At 59.6% G+C, this 16,988-nt stretch carries 16 protein-coding genes; 8 read left to right on the top strand and 8 right to left on the bottom strand.

Translation table 11 applies throughout. The annotated features are described in order from the left end of the window. From AB4874_RS09575 to AB4874_RS09600, 6 genes are all read right to left on the bottom strand, one after another. Positions 1–1,647, bottom strand: coding sequence for an FMN-binding glutamate synthase family protein (locus AB4874_RS09575; RefSeq protein WP_368391814.1), 1,647 nt, complete (start codon positions 1,645–1,647; stop codon positions 1–3). A gap of 36 nt (positions 1,648–1,683) precedes the next feature. Next, positions 1,684–1,869, bottom strand: coding sequence for a PLDc N-terminal domain-containing protein (locus AB4874_RS09580; RefSeq protein WP_295536764.1), 186 nt, complete (start codon positions 1,867–1,869; stop codon positions 1,684–1,686). 210 nt (positions 1,870–2,079) lie between these two features. Next, positions 2,080–2,853, bottom strand: a complete 774-nt coding sequence (locus AB4874_RS09585) for an SDR family NAD(P)-dependent oxidoreductase (RefSeq protein ID WP_368391815.1) — start codon at positions 2,851–2,853, stop codon at positions 2,080–2,082. Continuing rightward, positions 2,850–3,788 carry an SDR family oxidoreductase gene (locus tag AB4874_RS09590; RefSeq protein ID WP_368391816.1) on the bottom strand — a complete coding sequence of 313 codons (939 nt, stop codon included), beginning with the start codon at positions 3,786–3,788 and terminating at the stop codon, positions 2,850–2,852. The genes AB4874_RS09585 and AB4874_RS09590 overlap by 4 nt, the downstream gene beginning before the upstream one ends. Continuing rightward, the gene (locus AB4874_RS09595; protein ID WP_368391817.1) at positions 3,785–4,687 is read right to left on the bottom strand and encodes a bile acid:sodium symporter family protein; all 903 of its coding nucleotides are present in this window, start codon (positions 4,685–4,687) and stop codon (positions 3,785–3,787) included. Before AB4874_RS09595 ends, AB4874_RS09590 begins: the two co-directional genes overlap by 4 nt. After that, positions 4,684–6,003, bottom strand: a complete 1,320-nt coding sequence (locus AB4874_RS09600; protein ID WP_368391818.1) for a flavin-containing monooxygenase — start codon at positions 6,001–6,003, stop codon at positions 4,684–4,686. Before AB4874_RS09600 ends, AB4874_RS09595 begins: the two co-directional genes overlap by 4 nt. A gap of 64 nt (positions 6,004–6,067) precedes the next feature. Here AB4874_RS09600 and AB4874_RS09605 point away from each other — a divergent pair, with 64 nt between their 5' ends. Beyond that, positions 6,068–6,727 carry a TetR/AcrR family transcriptional regulator gene (locus AB4874_RS09605; protein ID WP_368391819.1) on the top strand — a complete coding sequence of 220 codons (660 nt, stop codon included), beginning with the start codon at positions 6,068–6,070 and terminating at the stop codon, positions 6,725–6,727. A 33-nt stretch (positions 6,728–6,760) separates the two neighbouring features. Here the strand turns inward: AB4874_RS09605 and AB4874_RS09610 are convergent, their stop codons facing one another. Continuing rightward, positions 6,761–7,150 carry a type 2 periplasmic-binding domain-containing protein gene (locus AB4874_RS09610; protein ID WP_438273460.1) on the bottom strand — a complete coding sequence of 130 codons (390 nt, stop codon included), beginning with the start codon at positions 7,148–7,150 and terminating at the stop codon, positions 6,761–6,763. A gap of 200 nt (positions 7,151–7,350) precedes the next feature. Here AB4874_RS09610 and AB4874_RS09615 point away from each other — a divergent pair, with 200 nt between their 5' ends. From AB4874_RS09615 to AB4874_RS09630, 4 genes are all read left to right on the top strand, one after another. Continuing rightward, positions 7,351–7,710 carry a GntR family transcriptional regulator gene (locus tag AB4874_RS09615; RefSeq protein WP_368391820.1) on the top strand — a complete coding sequence of 120 codons (360 nt, stop codon included), beginning with the start codon at positions 7,351–7,353 and terminating at the stop codon, positions 7,708–7,710. 147 nt (positions 7,711–7,857) lie between these two features. After that, positions 7,858–8,286, top strand: a complete 429-nt coding sequence (locus AB4874_RS09620; RefSeq protein WP_368391821.1) for a Gfo/Idh/MocA family oxidoreductase — start codon at positions 7,858–7,860, stop codon at positions 8,284–8,286. 162 nt (positions 8,287–8,448) lie between these two features. Further along, positions 8,449–9,612: an RsmB/NOP family class I SAM-dependent RNA methyltransferase gene (locus AB4874_RS09625; RefSeq protein WP_368391822.1), complete on the top strand. Its 1,164-nt coding sequence runs from the start codon at positions 8,449–8,451 to the stop codon at positions 9,610–9,612. 249 nt (positions 9,613–9,861) lie between these two features. Then, positions 9,862–12,042, top strand: coding sequence for an ATP-binding response regulator (locus AB4874_RS09630; protein ID WP_438273463.1), 2,181 nt, complete (start codon positions 9,862–9,864; stop codon positions 12,040–12,042). On the opposite strand, the gene AB4874_RS09635 is transcribed toward AB4874_RS09630, so the two are convergent. Next, entirely contained in the window at positions 12,043–12,636 is a 594-nt protein-coding gene (locus AB4874_RS09635) for a sulfotransferase family 2 domain-containing protein (RefSeq protein WP_368391823.1), read from the bottom strand. Between the two features lie 212 nt (positions 12,637–12,848). On the opposite strand from AB4874_RS09635, the gene recA reads away from it, so the two are divergent. The 3 genes from recA (at position 12,849) to AB4874_RS09650 (ending at position 16,986) form a co-directional block, all read left to right on the top strand. Beyond that, positions 12,849–13,919, top strand: coding sequence for a recombinase RecA (recA, locus tag AB4874_RS09640; RefSeq protein WP_295536412.1), 1,071 nt, complete (start codon positions 12,849–12,851; stop codon positions 13,917–13,919). A 116-nt stretch (positions 13,920–14,035) separates the two neighbouring features. Continuing rightward, positions 14,036–16,690 carry an alanine--tRNA ligase gene (alaS, locus tag AB4874_RS09645; RefSeq protein ID WP_368391824.1) on the top strand — a complete coding sequence of 885 codons (2,655 nt, stop codon included), beginning with the start codon at positions 14,036–14,038 and terminating at the stop codon, positions 16,688–16,690. After that, on the top strand, positions 16,690–16,986 hold the full coding sequence (locus AB4874_RS09650; RefSeq protein WP_368391825.1) for a DUF1330 domain-containing protein: 297 nt from the start codon (positions 16,690–16,692) through the stop codon (positions 16,984–16,986). Before alaS ends, AB4874_RS09650 begins: the two co-directional genes overlap by 1 nt. Positions 16,987–16,988: the final 2 nt, after the last annotated feature.

Consider the following 16,988-nt stretch of genomic DNA (forward strand, 5'->3'; position numbering starts at 1 on the left):
TCAAGCCTCTTTCAAATCGGAGTGGTGTTTCAAACTGGTCCGGTCACGCACCAGATCGGTTTTGGCATGGAAACTGTCAGGATCTGCCGCATGCCACCAATCGGCGTAATCGGTGCTGTCGGGATCGTCGTTGAGAATGCCAACGGGCAAGAAGGGGTAAATCTTGTCGATCGTGCGCCCCTGCGTGACGCCGATGCGATGCACGATGTGATGGGGTTGCAGATCGGTTGGATGTTTGAGTCCGGCCGAGGCGACGATATCGGCCAGCGCCGCGAGGGTCTTGCGATGAAACCGGGCGGCGCGTTCGCCTTGCACCTCGGGCAGCAAACCGCGTTGGCGCGCCTTGTCTTGGGTGGTGATGCCGGTGGGGCAGGTGCCCAGATGACAGCGCTGCGCCTGAATGCAGCCAATCGAGAACATGAAGGCGCGCGCCGCGTTGCACCAATCCGCGCCGATTGCCATGTGATGCGCCAACCCAAAGCCGGAATAGACCTTGCCCGAGGCGGCAAGGCGTACCTTGTCTTTCACGCCCGACCCGACAAGGGCGTTGCGCATCAGCACCAAGCCATCAATCAGCGGCATGCCGACGTGATCGGACAGCTCAAGCGGGGCCGCGCCCGTGCCACCCTCAGCTCCATCCACCACGATAAAATCTGGGAAAATGCCCGTTTTCTGCATTGCCTTGACGAGCGCAAACGCCTCATGGGGTTGGCCGATACACAGCTTGAGCCCCACTGGTTTACCCCCCGACAGATCGCGCATCTTGGCGGCGAATTCCATCATCTCGCAGGGCGTGGAAAAGGCGGAATGGCCGCGCGGGCTTAGACAATCCTGATGGGCGGGGACTTTGCGGGTCTCGGCAATCTCTTGTGTGACCTTGGCGGCGGGCAGCAGGCCACCATGGCCCGGTTTGGCCCCTTGGCTCAGCTTGATTTCGGTCATCTTGACCTGATCGCGCTGCGCCTGATCGGCGAATAGGGCAGGGTCAAAACGCCCGTCGTTATCGCGCGCGCCAAAATAGCCCGAGCCCAACTCCCACACGATGTCCCCGCCATGTTTGGCGTGATAGGTGGAATATCCGCCTTCGCCGGTGTCGTGATAAAACCCGCCGCGTTTCGCCCCAATATTGAGCGCCTCAATCGCATTGGCTGACAGCGCGCCAAAGCTCATCGCCGAGATATTGAGCACCGAGGCCGAATAGGGCTTGGTGCATTGCATGTTGCCCACGCTGACGCGGGGGGCTTCATCGGGGTCGGGCTCGGGCGCGATGGAATGGTTGACCCAGGTATATGCCTCGCTTTCGACGTCAAGTTCGGTGCCAAACGGATGGGTGTCGGTTTCGCCGCGCGCGCGGGCATGCACCAGATTGCGCGCCTCGTAGGAATAGGGTTTTCCCTCAAGATCGCCCTCGACGATATAGGCGCGCAGAAAGGGGCGCAGGTCATAAAACAGCCAGCGCAGCCGCGCCGCGACCGGGTAGTTGCGTGTGATTGTCCAGCCAGTCTGAAGGTAGTCATACAGACCCAGCCCCAGAACCGGCAGGGTCACAATCAGGATCGCTAAATACCAAGGGTTGAGCCAAACAAGCGCGATGCTCACAAGGCTCAGCCCCAAGGCGCCAATCGGGATGATGTTGCGTTTCAGCATGGCGGTGCTCCTCCCGACTGGCGTTTTGTTACCGGTTCAGGCGATCGCGCGTCCGCCTTTGGGGCCTGCAATCAGCCAGATGATGAAGCCAACGATCGGCAGGATGAGGATCAACAGAATCCACAAGACTTTGGCCCCGGTTGAGGCTCCTGACCCGATGATGGACACGATGGCCCAAATATCGAGGATGAGGACTACGAGGCCGCCAATCATGCTAAACATGGGATAACTCCTTTTCGTGTGACGTTGCTTAGAGAACCCCTCGCAAGCGGCGTTGGTTCCCGTGCAATCTGAGGACACGTCGATGTGAAGGAGCATCCGCCTGAACACGGCCCCCTCGCGCTGAGTGATGCGGGTGGGCGCGCTTGGTGCAGGCAATCGCAACCCGTGCGTCAGAACGCGCATCAGGTTTGGCCGCGTCGAAGCGGTGTTTTAGGAGCGGCGGTCGGTGGTGATGCGCCGTTCCATCAGGCGCTGAAATAGGCGCGGCGACAGGCTTTGGATCCACCACGACAGCCACGCGATGCGCCCCACCGGGATCATGGCAGAGCCGCGTTTCAGCCCGCGCAAGATCACCTTTGCTGCCGCCTCGGGTGTCATGTAATCCACCCCGTCCGCTGCGGCTCCGGGGCGTGAAATCCCGTCCTCTTGCCGCTCGGCATGCCCAATATTGGTGGCGATGAATGACGGCGCGGCGATTTGAATGCGCACGCCATGGCACGCTTCTTCTGAGCGCAGCGAGGCGAAAAAGCCCTCCAGCGCGTGTTTTGAGGCCGCATAGGCGGTGCGATGATAGAGCGGCGAAAACCCGGCCACCGACGAGATCGCCAAATGCGTGCCCCGGCTTTCCCGCAACGGAATCAGAAATGCGCGCGCCATCGCCGTGGCGGCGAAATAGTTGATCTCGAACACTTTTCGATGCGTGGCTTTGTTCAGCGCTTCAAACGCGCCGATCTGGGTCACGCCGGCATTGTAGATCACCAGATTGATGCGCGGATAGTGCGCGATCACCTGCGCACAGGCGCGTTCAAGTTGGGCCGGGTCACTTAGATCGCAGGCAATCGCCTGTTGGTTTGGCGCGGCTGGTAGCGCCGCGATGTCGCGATCCAGAATGACCACCTGCCAGCCGTCATCGCGCAAGCCTGCCGACAGCGCGCGCCCCAAGCCGCCAGCGCCGCCCGAGATCACGGCGACAGGCGCGCTCATAACCCCGCCTCGCGGCACCACAGATCGAACACCTCGGCGCTGCTGAGCTCGGGCGTATAACCGAACTCGCGTTTGAGCGCGTCATTGGCCAGCACCGGGCGATATTGCAAAAACCGAAGCTGTTCAGGGCCATAACGGCTGAGCCGCAGCGGATGGGCCAGCGCCAAGGCGGCCTTGATCAGACCTGCGGGTAGGGCGCGCACGGGTTTCCCCAAGCGCCGCGCGAGATCGCGCACCCCAAGCGCGCCATCGCCCGCCACGTTATAAATTCCCGCTGGGCCATCGGTGGCCGCGCGTTGCAAAATGCGGGCCAGATCATGGGTCCAGATAAAGACGAACGGGCTATCCGCGCCCCGGATCGCCAATAGGCGCGGCTTTCGAAACAGCGCGGTGATCTGGTTGTCGGTGCCCGCACCCAGCACCGTGCCAACCCGCAGAACCACCTGTTCCAGCGCGGGATGCTCGGCGCGGGCCTGCGCCAACATTTCCTCGACTTGGCGCTTGTGATCGGCATAGGCGAATTCGGGATTGCCCCGCAGCGCATCGCTTTCGCGCAGCGGCACGGGATTGTCGGCGTGATAGCCATAGGCCGCCCCTGACGAGGTCACGACAAGCCGGCGCACGCCATTGGCCAGTGCGGCCTCAAGTACCTTGCGCGACCCCTCGACATCGACCGCATAGGCCATATCGCGCCCCATGCCCGGACCGGGCGTCACGATTGAGGCGAGATGGACGACCACCTCGGGGCGCTCGGCGGCGATCACGCGCGCAGGCGCATCAGTGGTCACATCAAGCGGGGTGAAACGCACGCCTTCGGGTAGGTTCTTGGGCGCTTTGAGGTCCGTGGCGATCACCTCATGCACGCCGTTTGCCAGTTGCGCCATCAGTGCGCGGCCGATCATACCACCCGCACCAGTTATCAGGATTTTCGTCATCGTGCAGCCTCCGTGCGGGCCATCAGAGTGGAGAGGGTGAAGCCTGCGATGATGTGCCAGATCCCCCAGAAGGCGGCGACGATGGCCATGCCGCCAAGCCCTCCGAAAAACGCAAAGATCAGCACCAGACCAAGGCCGGAATTCTGAATCCCCGTCTCAATCGTGACCGAGCGGCGGTCATAGGGCGACAGCCCCGCAAGCGTTGCCGTGCCATAGCCCCCCGCAAAGGCCAGCGCGTTATGGAGCACCACCATCCCCGCGATCAGCCCGACGAATTGCAGGAAATAGCCCCAGTTCGCGGCCAGAGACATCAATACGAATGCCACGAATATTCCCATTGAGACCCATTTCAACGGCCCGCGCAGTCGTGCCGTGATGTCAGGGCGCGCTTGGTTGAGTGCGATCCCCGCCAGCAGCGGTATAAGCAACATCACGACGACGGTAATCGCCACTTGGACAGGATCAATCGTGGTCTGGTGCAGCAGCGCCCGGGTGGGGCCATACAGGCTGCCCCAGAAGGCGATATTGAACGGCGTCAGAACAATCGCCGCCGCCGTCGAAAACGCCGTCAGCGAGACCGAAAGCGCGGTATTGCCGCCTGCGCGATGGGTGAAGAAATTCGACACATTCCCCCCCGGACAGGCCGCCACAAGGATCAGCCCCAACGCGATCGAGGGGCGCGGGTGCAGCACGCTGACCAGCGCAAATGTCAGCGCAGGCAGCACGAAGAACTGCGAGGCAAAGCCCACGATCAGCGATTTGGGTCGACGCAGCAATGCGCGAAAATCGCGCGGTGCCAGATCAATCGCGACGGAGAACATCACGATGCCAAGGATTGCGTTGAGCAGATGCAACGCTCCGGGGCTGAAATTCAGATGAACGGCGTCTAGCCCGGTCATGACGCGCCCCCTTTGCCAAGCGCCTTGATCCAGCCGGTGACGGCGCGCCGGTAGGTGGCTTTATCGACGTAATAGGCCATGCGGGCGAGCTTGAGATAGCCCATGCCGCCGGTGGCACGCTCAAACCCGCTCGCTTTTTCGGCGTGCAGTTTCTTCGCGGCCTCTGCGCCTTCACGCAGGCCGCGAATATAGCGCGCGACCATTTCGGCCTGCTCATGACGGCCCTGCCAGCCCAGTCCACTTGCCTCGAGCATGCCCAGCACAAACAGATCGTCGCGCTTGGGATGCATCGCGTTGAGATAAAGATGGGGCGCATCGCCCTGCCAATTCAGCAATTCGGGGCTGATGAACGGATAGTGCAGCTTGTAGCCGGTCGCCGCGAGGATCATGTCGTAATCGCTATGCGTGCCGTCCTTAAAATGCACCGTCTGCCCGTCGATGCGCGCAATGTCGGGGCGTACTTTCAGATCGCCATGCCCGGCGTGAAACAGCACCAGCGAATTCACCACCGGATGGCTTTGATACAGTTTGTAATCGGGCTTGGGGAAACCGTATTTCGTGGGATCGCCGACGAACCATTTCAGGATCGCGCCATCAATCCGCCGCTTGAGCCACATCGGCAGGCGGATCGCCCCGCCCATCGTATCAGCAGGTTTGCCAAAGACGTATTTGGGCACGAAATAATAGCCTCGACGCACCGACAGATCGCAGCTGATCCCGTGATGGATCGCATCGACCGCGATGTCACAGCCCGAATTGCCAGCGCCCACCACCAGCACGCGCTTGCCCTTGAATTGCTCGGGGTCGCGATAGGCTGAGGAATGGATCAGCTCGCCCGCGAACGCACCGGGAAACTCAGGCATATTCGGCTCGCTCAGCGTGCCGTTGGCGATCAAGAGCCCGGCAAAAACCTCATCATGCTCGCCCGACGCATCGCGCCAGTGAATGCGCCAGCCTTCACCATCGCCGCCCACAGGCTCGGCCCGCGTCACCTGCGCGCCGAAATGGTAAAACCGGCGCAAATCGAAATGATCGGCAAAGTCGCGGAAATAGCGCGCCATCTCGCGGTGGCTGGGATATTCCGCCACCTCCTCGCGCATCGGGAAATCGGTAAATTCCGTCATCCGCTTGGACGAAATCAGATGCGCGCTTTGATACATCGTCGAAAGCGGCCCCTCGATATCCCAAAGCCCACCCACATCACTGTGCATCTCAAAGCCCTGAAAGGCGATATCTTGTTCGCGCAATACCTTGGCTGCGGCCAGACCCATAGGGCCCGCGCCGATAAGGGCGAATTTGCCCCGCGTGTCTGTCATGCTATGTCTCCTCCCAGAGAGCCTTTAAGTTGAACGAATGTTCAAAATAAGCAAGCCCCAAGTGATGACAGTTAAAAAAGAGAAAAAGCAAAGACTTAGGGCGCCATCCAAGCGTTCTCTCGCGAGTCGTTCACGAATTCTCGATGCCGCAGAGCTGGTTTTTGCGCGGGATGGATTCGAAGGCGCGAAGGTGCGTGATATCGCTGCCGCAGCCGAGGTGCCGCTGGGCTTGGTGCATCATCACGGAGGCGGTAAAGAGGCGCTGTTTCACGAAGTGGTTGAGCGGCGCGCCGAGGCCCTGTCGCGGCTGCGACTGGCCGCGCTTGCGCAGGCCAAAGCGGATGGGGCGCTGAGCCTGAGTGACATTCTGCGCTGCTTTTTCCAGCCCTATCTGGAGAAGGCTGAGGGTGGCGATGCGCAATGGCTGGCCTATGCGCGCCTAGTTGCGATCGTCTCTGCCGATCCCGCCTGGGCCAAGATTTCGGCCGAACTGTTTGACCCGACCGCGCAGCGTTTCATTGATGAAATCGCGGGGTTATATCCGCAAGTGGGGCGCGCGGTGGCGGCCGAGGCCTTTGTCTATTCGGTGGCTGCCCTTTTGGCGTTTCTGACCTCGCAATGGCGCGTGGCCGCCCTGTCAGAGGCGGCGGGGGCGCAGGTCACGATTGACGGTCTGGTGGCGTTTTGCGCCGCGGGCTGTGGGGCGCGTCTGACCCAAGGGTAGCCCCTGCGATTGCCCCGCAAAAAACGGAAACACTCAGGGCGCTAGTCGGCAGGATATTGTGGTAAATGGCGCGCTTATTGCATGGCGCGCGCGCTCGAAATCCACGGTTTTCTTGGCCTGAGCCACCGCTGTCTCAAGATCGCCAAAGACCTGATCGCCGTCGTTCACATTCATCTTAAACCAGTTGTAAACCGGTTTGGCCGCCGCTTCGAATTCGGCCTTTTGCGCGGGGGTAGCATAGATCTGGTCACCCTCGCTTTTGAAGTCTTGATAGGCCTTGATCGATTTGCGCTTGGGCGAGGCGAAGGTTGCCTGTTGCAGCGCATAGAACCCATCGACCACCACGGTGCGGATTTTCATCCCCTTGAGATCGGCGGGCGTCTCTACCGTTTTCTTGGTGTTGGCGAAGTTGCGCCATCCCACAGGTATTGCAGACTTTCCGCCCCGCTTGAGCAAAGCTGGGTGCCGATATACAGCTCGACCTTTATCTTCCCGTTCGAGGCGTTCTCGACATAATCCTTGAAGACGCACAGTGTAAGGTGCGGTTGCTCTTGGGACATCCCGTTTGTTGACGATAGCTTTCCACTGAGGGCTTCGTAAGGCGTCTTGCCCCCGACCGCGCGATGGCGGCGCAGTGGGGCATTGCCGCGGGCCCCTTGCGCCGCGCGCTTGAGGATCTTGAGGAAAAAGGGCTGCTTGAGCGGGTGCAAGGCTCGGGCAACTACATCCGCGCCCGCAATCTGCGCTGGCATTTCTATTCGAGGTTTCGCATCGAATTGCTGGCGGGCGGTGGTTTTCCACTTGCGCAAACGCTGTCGATTGACGTGCTGAGCGAGCCCGCTGATCTGCCCGATTTCGGCGTGAGCGCGTGCGCAAGCCGCATCCGCCGGTTGCGGTTTCTGGATTCGCAACGCCAAGGACCGGGTGAGCTTTGCGCCGATGCCCGCTTGGGCACCCTTCGCGCTAAGCTGCCGCCCCGGTGACACGGCTGGATATATCAAGCCCTTCAGCTGGGTCGACAGCCCCGCGCCGGTCGAATTTTTGTGCACTTCGTTTGACACAAGCCGCGCACATTACGCTAAACGCATGAGTTAGGACAGGCAGCGAGAACGGACACGATCCGCTATGCGATGATGGTCTGTGGAATGATGGGCCACGAGCATTTGCGCAATATTGCGCTGCTGCAAGGCACGCAGGTCGCCGCGATTTTTGAACCAGATCCCGAGATGGCCCGCACGGCCTGTGCACTGACGCCCGGGGCGCGGCTTGTGGGCTTGATCGCCGAGTTTCTGGCGGTGGAGGCGCTGGATAGCCTTGTCATCACCAGCCCGAACTTTCGCCATCTTGAACAACTCGAAGAAATCGCCGCGACCCGGCCCTTGCCATGGATGCGCGGGTGTCCTCCGCCCACGAGATGTCGGTGGGCGATAGCTCGGCTGTGGTGGCAATCGGGCAGGCGGTTCAGCGCTCGATTGCGACGGGGCAAGCGGTGGAAATTGCCGCGCATCCATGGCAAGGGACGGGGGCGAACGCCTCAGGAACGCTATAAAACGCCTTGATTATTGGGTGTCATTCGTCAATACGAGATTCCGATTCAGGAGGCGCGGTCTTTTTGAAAAGGGCTTGGATTCTGTGGTTTTTGCGACCGGAAGTATGACATTAATATCGCGCGACAAGGTGTTGAAATATATGTTTAAATCTCTTCAACTTGCGGGTTTGATGTGACCCCGGGCGCGCGGATTTCAGCCGCGATTTCGCTATTGGATCGCATCGCCACTGGCGAACCGGCAGAACGTGCGCTGACCAATTGGGCGCGCGCGAACCGTTATGCTGGCTCCAAGGATCGCGCCGCAATTCGCGATCACGTCTTTGATGCGCTGCGCTGTCGGGGTTCGTTCGCAGCCCTTGGTGGGGGCGATCAGGGACGGGCCTTGATGCTGGGGATGTTGCGCGCGCAAGGCCTTGATCCCGATGCGCTTTTCACGGGTGAAGGTTATGCGCCAGAGCCTCTGAGCGCAGCGGAACGCGCAGCGCTGACGCTGCCTGCACCCGATGATCTTGCCGCGCGCGATTGGCCCGCGTGGTTGCGCCCGATCCTGCAGACCGAATTGGGAGATGATTTCGTTGCGATCAGCGAGGCGATGCGCGCCCGCGCCCCTGTTTTCCTACGCGTCAACCTTGCGCGGGGAACGCGCGATCAGGCGCAGGCCGCGCTGGAGGCTGAGGCGATTGCGACCCGCCCCCACCCACTGGCCGCGACCGCATTGGAGGTCACGCAGGGCGCGCGCGCCGTGCAGCGCTCGCAGGCCTATCTGACGGGTCTGGTCGAGGTTCAGGATGCCGCATCACAGGCCGCAGCGGCGCTTTTGCCCTTGGCACCGGGCGATCGCGTGTTGGATTATTGTGCGGGCGGGGGCGGTAAGGCCTTGGCGATGGCGGCGGCCTGTCCGCAGGCGCATATCACCGCACATGACGCAGATCCGGGCCGGATGCGAGACCTGCCCGCGCGCGCCAAACGCGCCGGGGCCAAGATATCGCAATCTCCGCCAGGGGCGCTAGGCGCGGGCTATGATCTGGTTTTGGTCGACGCGCCTTGCTCCGGTTCCGGCACGTGGCGACGCACGCCAGAGGCGAAATGGCGCCTTGATCGCGCTCGATTGGAAGCGCTGTGTGAATTGCAGTCGCAAATCCTGTCGCAAGCGTGCGATCTCGTCGCGCAGGGCGGGGCGCTGGCCTATATGACATGCTCTATTTTGCGCGCTGAGAACGAAGATCAGTTGGCGAGAATGGTCGCAAAGGGCTGGTCAATTCAGCAAGCGCAGCGGTTCTCGCCGCTTTCAGGAGGCGATGGTTTCTTTGCCGCTGTGCTGCGCCGAACGCAGTAATTCCCTGAGTTTTCGCGCAGATTGACTCAATCCTAGGTTGCGTTTCTATGGCCGTTAACGCGGCCTTAATCCTTTATGCGCGCATATAGGAGAAACGATTCTGGGAGGGTTCGCTGCGTGCCGGACCGTGACGCCACATTGCAACCGATGACCCGCACGATGGCGCTGCTGGCGCCGGGGGGGATATATCTGGCTTTCGCTGCTGTGATTGCGGCGGGGGTCGGGGTGTTGGTGCCCGATCGCGTGACAATGTGGGCGCTGTTCTCGGCATCTGGCACCTTGTTGGGGCTCGCGTTGGCAACACGGGTGGCCAGCATCTATCAGCGCGGGCGGCGCACGCAGTTGCACAGCCTGATTTCAGAATTTATTTCTCATGACGCCTCGCCGTCCTTCACGACGGATCGCGACGGCGAAGTCGGGTTTCAAAACCGGGCTGCGGTGGAACGGTTTGGCTCTCGCGGTGGGCAGGTTTTGGCGCGTTCTCTTGGCGAGTTGTTTGCCAATCCCTCTGCAGTTTTGCGTCGCTTGCAAAGCAAGGCGAACGCGTTGGGGGCGGCGCGCGAAGATTTGGTCACCCGGCGCGGCCACGTGCGTCTGTCGGTTCATCAGATCGGGGGCGATGGCTATCTCTGGCGGCTCGAAGATATGGCAGAGCGCCCGGTGGGAGGGCGCGGAGCCGAAACGATCAGCCTACCGATGCTGACGGTGACGGAAAACGGCACGATCTTGTTTATGAATGAGGCGATGCGCCGTCTTGTCGGAGAGCGGATGCGCACGCTTGAGCGGATTTTTACGGATTTGCCGCTGCGCTCGGGGGAGACCCATGAAATCACGACCCCGGATGGAAAAGTGCGCGCAACCGTAGCGCAGATAGATGGCGGGGGCGGGCGCGCGGAAATCTATCTTTTGCCGATCTCGACCGAACACGCGCAACCAAACGCCGGGGGCTTTGAAAACCTGCCCGTGGCTTTGATGAAATTGGGATCGCATGGCGAGGTGGTCGCCATCAATCGTGCGGCACGTGGATTGTTGGGCAAGGCGGCACTGGATGTGCATTTGTCTGACCTGCTTGAGGGTTTAGGCCGCCCGGTGAGTGACTGGGTTGCGGATGCACTCGCCGGGCGTGCTGATCGCCGACCCGAAGTCTTGCGCGCGCGCCGCGGGGACAAAGAGGTTTTTTTGCAGGTCACGCTGGCGCGGATCGTCGAAGAGGGACGCGCGGGCTTGATGGCCGTGCTCTCGGATGCCACCCAACTCAAGACGCTTGAGGCGCAATTTGTCCAAAGTCAGAAGATGCAGGCGATTGGTCAGCTCGCCGGGGGCGTGGCGCATGATTTCAACAATCTGCTCACTGCGATTTCGGGCCATTGCGATCTGTTGATGCTGCGCCATGATAAAGGTGATCCCGATTTCGCCGATCTCGATCAGATCAGCCAAAATGCCAATCGCGCCGCTTCTTTGGTCGGTCAGTTACTGGCGTTTTCCCGCAAGCAAACGCTCAAGCCTCAGGTCATCGATTTGCGTGACACCCTGTCTGACATGACGCATCTGCTCAATCGTCTGGTGGGCGAAAAGGTCTTTCTGGCGCTCACACATGACGCGGAATTGCATTCGATCCGGGCCGATAAGCGCCAGCTCGAACAAGTGTTGATGAACCTTGTTGTGAACGCCCGCGACGCCATGCCGGGCGGTGGCGAAATCAAGATCGAAACCGAAAACCTGCATCTCGTACAGGATATGCCGCGCGATCGGGTCACAGTCCCCAAGGGCGATTATGTCGCCGTCAAAGTGTCAGATGAGGGTACGGGGATTGCGCCCGACAAACTGGGCAAGATTTTCGAACCTTTCTTTACGACCAAACGCACCGGAGAAGGAACCGGTCTGGGGCTGTCGACGGCCTATGGCATCGTCAAGCAGACGGGTGGGTATATTTTCTGCGATTCCGTTGTTGGATCTGGTACCTGTTTCACAATCTACCTTCCCGTGCATGAGCACCTTGCGCAGAGCGACTCTGATCAACCGGAGCCTACTGGCGTGCGTGTGCATTCGGACATGGCTGTGCAGGGCAATGCGACCGTGCTTTTGGTCGAGGACGAAGCCCCCGTGCGCGCCTTTGCCTCGCGTGCCCTCAAACTGCGCGGATATACTGTGATCGAGGCGGAAAATGCTGAAGAGGCGCTGGAAATGCTTGGCGCGCCCGATCTGGATGTCGACATCTTCGTCACAGACGTGATCATGCCGGGAATGGACGGGCCAACTTGGGTTGCCAAAGCGCTCGAAATGCGTCCTGGAACAAAGACCGTCTTCATGTCTGGGTATGCCGAAGACGTCTTCCAGAATGGCGACTGCCCGGTGGAGAATGCCGTCTTTTTGCCCAAGCCCTTCTCACTCAGTGAATTGACCGCAACGGTGCAAAACCAATTGGGCTGATCATCCCAAAGAGTTATACAGAGCGATATCCCGCGCCATGGCTTGGGTCAAATCGGCCTGTGTTTGTTCGGATAGCGCCACATCCACCGCGGGTGGCACGTTGACACGCGGTAAGGTGATCGCAAAATCAAGCTGTTCTTCAAGGAAATGAACAAAGCTGTCGATCTGATCGTAGCGAAATATGGTATCCACATTTGGTTTTCCGGCGGCGTCGCAAAGGAACTCCGATTGCGTGCCAAAATTTGCATGGGCTGGTGTCGGATCGGACATGTAATCTTGGGCGAACTGCTCAAATGAGCGTCCGATCATCGGATGATTGGGGTCCTCATCATCGTCGCGCAGTCGAAACCGGTACCACGACCGCAACCAGTCGATCGGTTGGCGCATCAGCGCGACAGTGGTGAAGGATTCGCCGCTGCGCGCCGCCAAAAAGGGGGCGAAATGTCGATGAAAGTCTTGCGCTGAAATGTGTTTCAATTCCGCAGGCCGTTTTATGGCCACCTCAGCGAGTGGCTCAAGCGCAGCTTCGATTGCCGATGAACCCGCCTTTGGGGTTGCAAGAAAAACTAACTTTTGTTTCCAGAAAATCAGCAAGTTGCCCCCCTTAATCTTAGAATGTTCTCTGCATACCGACTGCTCGCAGCACGGTAAACCTTTCATTAAGCTTCCTGTAGCAGACTGGCCTGGTAAAAATTCGCTTGAAATGTTCTCATTTTGTCCACATAACGGAATGAGAACATCGGGTGAACAGGTCGCGTCGGAACGCATTGCCGCCGCATCATGTCTGTGGAATAAGGATTGGGACAATGGCAGTAGCGAAAATTCTCGAGATGGAAAAACACAATAAAGCAGACAAGCAAAAGGCGCTCGATTCCGCGCTTGCGCAGATTGAGCGGCAATTTGGCAAAGGCTCGATCATGAAGCTTGGGGGCGAGACCCCCGTGCGCGAAATCGAGGCGACGTCAACGGGTTCACTTGGGCTTGATATTGCGCTTGGAATCGGTGGCCTTCCGAAAGGGCGCATCGTTGAGATCTATGGGCCGGAAAGCTCGGGGAAAACCACGCTGACGCTGCATGCAATCGCAGAAGAGCAGAAAAAAGGCGGCGTTTGCGCGTTTGTGGATGCCGAACATGCGCTTGATCCTCATTACGCGCGTAAGCTGGGGGTCGAGCTGGAAGATTTGCTGATCTCGCAGCCCGATACGGGCGAGCAAGCGCTTGAGATTGTCGATACTTTGGTGCGCTCGGGCGCGGTGAGCATGGTCGTTATAGATTCGGTCGCAGCACTGACGCCAAAGTCTGAGATCGAAGGCGATATGGGGGATCATACGGTTGGCGCGCAGGCCCGTTTGATGAGCCAAGCAATGCGCAAATTGACCGCCTCGATCGGGCGCTCAAACTGTATGGTCATCTTTATCAACCAGATCCGTATGAAGATCGGCGTGATGTTTGGCTCTCCTGAAACGACGTCGGGCGGCAATGCGCTGAAATTTTATGCATCAGTGCGCCTGGATATCCGCCGCATCGGTGCGATCAAGGATCGTGATGAAGTCGTGGGCAACCAGACCCGTGTGAAAGTTGTTAAAAATAAGGTCGCGCCGCCCTTCAAGCAGGTCGAGTTTGACATCATGTATGGTGAGGGCATTTCCAAGATGGGCGAGCTTGTCGATCTGGGCGTGAAGGCTGGGATCGTTGATAAATCGGGTGCTTGGTATTCCTACGGCGATGAGCGGATCGGGCAGGGGCGCGAAAATGCCAAAACCTTCCTGCGCGAGCACCCTGATCTTGCCTATGAGATCGAAGATAAGATCCGTGCCAGTCACGGGCTTGAGTTTGGTGTGACGGGTGAGGACGACTCGTTAACGGAAGAAGAATAAACGCGCAAAACGCGCTTTAGACTGGCCGGGCTACATGCCCGGCCTTTTCACTTGCTGGACAGCACGCGGGGGCGGCGTTAAACGGGAGCGAACCAGCTCGATCAGGCGAGATAAACATGCCCAGCCTTAACGAAATCCGCTCCACGTTTTTGAACTTCTTTGAGCGCAACGGCCATCGTGTCGTTGACAGCTCATCCATTGTTCCGCGCAATGACCCTACCTTGATGTTCACCAATTCCGGGATGGTGCAGTTCAAGAACTGCTTCACCGGGGTGGAGAAACGCGATTATGTGCGCGCGACATCAGCGCAGAAATGTGTCCGCGCAGGGGGCAAGCACAACGACCTCGATAATGTCGGCTACACGGCGCGCCACCATACGTTCTTTGAAATGCTGGGGAATTTTTCCTTTGGCGACTATTTCAAAGAGGGTGCGATCCCTTTCGCTTGGGAATTGCTCACCAAGGATTTCGACATCCCGAAGGATCGCCTTCTGGTCACCGTCTATCACACCGATGATGAGGCGGCCCAGATGTGGAAGAAGGTCGCAGGCCTGCCCGATGAGCGCATCATCCGCATCCCCACGAATGACAATTTCTGGCAGATGGGCCCGACTGGCCCTTGTGGCCCTTGCACCGAGATTTTCTTTGATCACGGCGACAAGATTTGGGGTGGCCCGCCGGGCAGCGCCGATGAAGATGGCGACCGCTTTATCGAGATATGGAACCTTGTTTTCATGCAGAACGAGCAGTTCGAAGATGGCTCGATGCGCGCGCTCGATATGCAATCGATCGATACTGGCATGGGGCTGGAGCGGATCGGTGCGCTGCTTCAGGGCAAGCATGACAATTACGACACTGATCTGATGCGCCACCTGATCGAGGCCTCGGCGAATGCGACTTCGAGCGATCCGGACGGGCCGGGCAATGTGCATCACCGTGTGATCGCCGATCACCTGCGCTCGACTTCGTTCCTGATTGCGGATGGGGTGATGCCGGCGTCGGACGGGCGCGGCTATGTGCTGCGTCGCATCATGCGCCGCGCGATGCGCCATGCGCATCTTCTGGGTGCGAAAGACCCGGTGATGTATCGTCTTGTGCCCGCTTTGGTGCGCGAAATGGGGGCGGCTTATCCCGAATTGGGCCGTGCGCAGGCGCTGATTGAAGAGACGCTTTTGTCCGAGGAAACGCGGTTCAAAACTACGCTGGATCGCGGTCTGAAGCTGCTGGATGAGGCGCTGGTTGACCTGCCTGACGGCGATAAACTGCCCGGTGAAACCGCGTTCAAATTGTACGACACCTACGGCTTCCCGCTGGATTTGACTCAGGATGCGCTGCGCGAAAAGGCGCGTGAGGTCGACACCGAGGGATTTGATTCTGCGATGGCCGAGCAAAAGGCCAAGGCGCGCGCAAGCTGGTCGGGTTCGGGCGAGGCCGCGGATGCAGCGATCTGGTTTGATATTGCCGAGAAAACCGGCACGACCGAATTCCTGGGCTATGATACCGAGAGCGCCGAGGGTCAGATTGTGGCGCTTGTCTCTGAGGGCGCGCGTGTGGATGCGTCTCAGGGCAAGGTGCAGATTGTCACCAACCAGACACCGTTTTATGCCGAAAGTGGCGGGCAAGTCGGCGATCAAGGCGTGATCGTGACCGGCACGGGCAAGGCGCGAGTGAGCGACACGAAAAAGGTTGCTGGCGTGTTCATCCATTTCGCCGATGTGACCGAAGGCGAGATCGCGGTCGGGCAGGGCGCACGCCTTGAGGTCGATCATGCGCGCCGCTCGGCGATCCGGGCCAATCACTCGGCGACGCACCTGCTACACGAAGCATTGCGCCGCGCTTTGGGCGATCATGTCGCGCAGCGCGGCTCGCTGAATGCCGCCGACCGTTTGCGCTTTGATTTTTCGCATAACAAAGCGATGAGCGCGGATGAAATCACCAAGATCGAGCGCGAAGTCAATGAATTCATTCGCCAAAATACGCCGGTTGAAACCCGGATCATGACACCCGACGACGCGCGCGGGCTTGGGGCTCAGGCGTTATTTGGTGAGAAATATGGCGACGAGGTGCGTGTTGTCTCGATGGGCACCCTACCGGGATCGCGCAAGGGCGTGCGTGGCGATGTCTATTCGCTGGAACTTTGCGGGGGCACGCATGTGGCGCGCACCGGCGATATTGGCAGCTTCGTTTTGACCGGCGAAACGGCCTCGTCGGCTGGGGTGCGCCGGATTGAAGCGCTGACAGGGGACGCCGCGATGAGCGAATTGCGCCGTCGTGATCTGTTGCTGTCGGATATGGAAGCGCTGCTGAAAGTAAGCGAGCAAGATGTTCTTGCGCGGCTGCAAGCGATCCTGGATGAGCGCAAGGCGTTGAGCAACGAGGTGGCGCAATTGCGTCGCGAGTTGGCGATGGGGGGCGGTGCCTCTGGTGGCGCAGAGACGCTGGAAATCAATGGCTTGAAGTTCCTTCCTCAGGTGGTTTCCGGTGTCACCGGCAAGGATTTGCCCGGCATTGTCGACGCCCTCAAAGAGCAAATCGGCAGCGGTGTGATCTTGGTTGTGGCCGATACGGGCGGCAAGGCTGCTGTAGCGGCGGGCGTCACCGCCGATCTGACAGATCGTGCGAGCGCCGTGGATATGGTCAAGGCGGCAGCGGTTGCGCTTGGGGGTAAGGGCGGCGGTGGTCGTCCTGACATGGCGCAGGCGGGCGGGGCCGATCCGTCGAAATCTGAAGATGCGGTTGCGGCCGTAAAATCTTATCTGGAGGGGCTATAATGGCAGGCGCATATTGGATCGCACATGTGAAGGTCACCGACCCTGAAGCCTATGGCAAATATGCTGCGGGTGCCGGTCCTGCGATTGCCAAGCATGGCGGCAAGTTTCTGGCGCGCAACACGCGCTATGTGCAGCTTGAAGGCAATGATCGTTCGCGCAATGTCTTGGCGTGGTTTCCCAGCCTTGAGGCGGCCGAGCAATGCTATCACTCGGACGACTATCAAGCCGCACTGGCCCATGCCAAAAGCGCATCCGAGCGTGATCTGATGATCCTTGAGGCCAGCGACGAACTTTAAGG

The sequence above is a fragment of the Thioclava arctica genome (assembly GCF_040892615.1).
In the GTDB taxonomy this organism is placed as follows: domain Bacteria; phylum Pseudomonadota; class Alphaproteobacteria; order Rhodobacterales; family Rhodobacteraceae; genus Thioclava; species Thioclava arctica.

What these genes read in the sequence shown, in the direction of transcription:
- AB4874_RS09590 (WP_368391816.1), bottom strand. Translation starts at nt 3,788, where the DNA reads ATGACGAAAATCCTGATAACTGGTGCGGGTGGTATGATCGGCCGCGCA.
- AB4874_RS09595 (WP_368391817.1), bottom strand. Translation starts at nt 4,687, where the DNA reads ATGACCGGGCTAGACGCCGTTCATCTGAATTTCAGCCCCGGAGCGTTG.
- AB4874_RS09605 (WP_368391819.1), top strand. Translation starts at nt 6,068, where the DNA reads ATGACAGTTAAAAAAGAGAAAAAGCAAAGACTTAGGGCGCCATCCAAG.
- AB4874_RS09650 (WP_368391825.1), top strand. Translation starts at nt 16,690, where the DNA reads ATGGCAGGCGCATATTGGATCGCACATGTGAAGGTCACCGACCCTGAA.
- AB4874_RS09575 (WP_368391814.1), bottom strand. Translation starts at nt 1,647, where the DNA reads ATGCTGAAACGCAACATCATCCCGATTGGCGCCTTGGGGCTGAGCCTT.
- AB4874_RS09585 (WP_368391815.1), bottom strand. Translation starts at nt 2,853, where the DNA reads ATGAGCGCGCCTGTCGCCGTGATCTCGGGCGGCGCTGGCGGCTTGGGG.
- AB4874_RS09580 (WP_295536764.1), bottom strand. Translation starts at nt 1,869, where the DNA reads ATGTTTAGCATGATTGGCGGCCTCGTAGTCCTCATCCTCGATATTTGG.
- AB4874_RS09615 (WP_368391820.1), top strand. Translation starts at nt 7,351, where the DNA reads ATGGCGGCGCAGTGGGGCATTGCCGCGGGCCCCTTGCGCCGCGCGCTT.
- AB4874_RS09630 (WP_438273463.1), top strand. Translation starts at nt 9,862, where the DNA reads ATGTGGGCGCTGTTCTCGGCATCTGGCACCTTGTTGGGGCTCGCGTTG.
- AB4874_RS09600 (WP_368391818.1), bottom strand. Translation starts at nt 6,003, where the DNA reads ATGACAGACACGCGGGGCAAATTCGCCCTTATCGGCGCGGGCCCTATG.
- alaS (WP_368391824.1), top strand. Translation starts at nt 14,036, where the DNA reads ATGCCCAGCCTTAACGAAATCCGCTCCACGTTTTTGAACTTCTTTGAG.
- AB4874_RS09620 (WP_368391821.1), top strand. Translation starts at nt 7,858, where the DNA reads ATGATGGTCTGTGGAATGATGGGCCACGAGCATTTGCGCAATATTGCG.
- recA (WP_295536412.1), top strand. Translation starts at nt 12,849, where the DNA reads ATGGCAGTAGCGAAAATTCTCGAGATGGAAAAACACAATAAAGCAGAC.